Annotated in this window: 2 protein-coding genes and 1 pseudogene; 2 read left to right on the forward strand and 1 reads right to left on the reverse strand. The window is 45.0% G+C overall.

The annotated features are described in order from the left end of the window. Nucleotides 1–287 (forward strand): TetR family transcriptional regulator C-terminal domain-containing protein (locus H6F93_RS00085; RefSeq protein WP_242043236.1); only part of this gene is annotated, 287 nt, incomplete at its 5' end. A gap of 177 nt (nucleotides 288–464) precedes the next feature. On the opposite strand, the pseudogene H6F93_RS35555 reads toward H6F93_RS00085, so the two are convergent. Next, nucleotides 465–555, reverse strand: a pseudogene (locus H6F93_RS35555) (IS6 family transposase); the annotation flags it as partial. Between the two features lie 111 nt (nucleotides 556–666). Here H6F93_RS35555 and H6F93_RS00095 point away from each other — a divergent pair. Beyond that, complete coding sequence (locus H6F93_RS00095; RefSeq protein WP_190677950.1) at nucleotides 667–1,611, forward strand: helix-turn-helix domain-containing protein; 945 nt, start codon at nucleotides 667–669, stop codon at nucleotides 1,609–1,611. Nucleotides 1,612–1,771 lie beyond the last annotated feature (160 nt).

Consider the following 1,771-nt stretch of genomic DNA (forward strand, 5'->3'; position numbering starts at 1 on the left):
GTTTCTTTGCAGCGGTGACGGTGGAGTTTGATAGCCGTCCCAGTGTGGTGCGTGATCGCCTGGTTGACCTAATGCAGCAATGGCTAAACATGATGGAGCAGTTTATTCAGGAAGCCAAAGACCTGGGGGAACTTCGTCCTGATGTGGATGCTTCTCAGTTGGCATTTGAATTACACGCCACGATGTGGGGCGCAAATGCGATGGCACAACTGTTTGAGGAAACAAAGATTGCGGCTCAAACGCGAAGGGCGATCGCCGATCGATTAAATGCCATTAGACCATGCTGAAGTGCTTCATGATTCCAGTAATCCTATGCTACCCCAGGCTAGATCTCCAAATTTCGGTTGTGTCGCAAAAACTTATTAGGGACAACCGATCGGTATCGCTTGCATTCCCTTAAGCAGCAATTTCAAAGAGCAATTCAATAAGTTGTGCTTGAGAAACACTGCTCCCTTGTTTAACTCTTTTCACTTGTCCTTCTCTGATCATATTCATTGCCTCAATCCCTCCCAGGGTTCTCCTTGCGCTATTGAACGACTTGAATCCCATCATAGGGAGGTCATCTGCCTCTAGATAGACAAAATGGATTGTATTTAAGGAATAAGATTACATTCTCCAAAAGCCCATCAAGTTATACTCCTTGTAAGTCTTTTGGAATGTAGTTACATGCCTAGAAGCGAAGTTGAGAAAGAGCGACAGAAAACGATTCGCTTTCTGGATGAGTTACCAAACCAACTGATTCTTTCAAGTAAACCAAGAGGTTGGAATGGCATTGTGACGGAATATCGTCATCATTCACCGGATGAAATTGCATCACCACCAATGGCGCAGCATCTCATTACCCTTAACTGTGGTACGTCTTATCAACTTATGCAGAAGTTAGATGGACGAATTTATGAAGGACAAGTTATAAAAGGCGATATTATTCTGACACCCGCTCACTGCCCTAGCGAATGGAGTTGGGACTCTGAGGTCGATGTACTGCACTTATGCCTGGAACCTGCACTAGTGGCGAAAGTTGCTATAGAGGCTATTGAAGTCGATGAGGTTCGTGTTGAAGTCCTGAATCGGTTTGCAGCAGCCGATCTACAAATCCAACATCTTGGTCAGTTACTGCTCTCCGAATTGCAGAATGATAAATTGGCGAATCGCCTCTATGCTGAGTCATTGGTCAATGCTCTCGCTATACATGTAATCAGGGAATACAGCAACATTGAGAAAAACGTTCGGCAATATTCAGGAGGACTGTCTAAACCTAAGTTGCAGCAGGCGATCGCCCACATCCAAACTAGTTTCAATCAGGATTTAAGCCTGGATGAAATTGCGGCACAAGTGAATTTGAGCGCTTATCATTTTGCTCGTTTGTTTAAGCAATCAACGGGATTGGCACCGCATCAATTTCAGATTCGCTATCGAGTTGAGCAGGCAAAAGAACTGCTGCAAGCTGGACAGATGACCATCTCTGAGATTGCGACTGCTGTTGGTTTTTATGACCAAAGCCACCTGAGCCGTCATTTCAAGCGCATTGTCGGAGTTTCCCCCAAAGTAATTCAGCAAGAGAGCAAAAACGTCCTCTGGATTAGCAAGGATATGCAAGACCGCAGTGCCTGAGTCCTTGTACAGTAAGTGCAGATTACAGTAAAGGGACGTTACCCATGAAGGCCTTGTTTGCACCTCTAGCCTTAACATTTATGGCGTTGCTGAAACCGTAATGGTTAAGTAGGTAGAGGAATAGCTCGATACTTCAAATAGTGAAGCAGCAAACGGAGTG

Origin of the sequence: Leptolyngbya sp. FACHB-671 (genome assembly GCF_014695745.1) — a bacterium.
In the GTDB taxonomy this organism is placed as follows: Bacteria; Cyanobacteriota; Cyanobacteriia; order Elainellales; family Elainellaceae; genus JAAUTN01.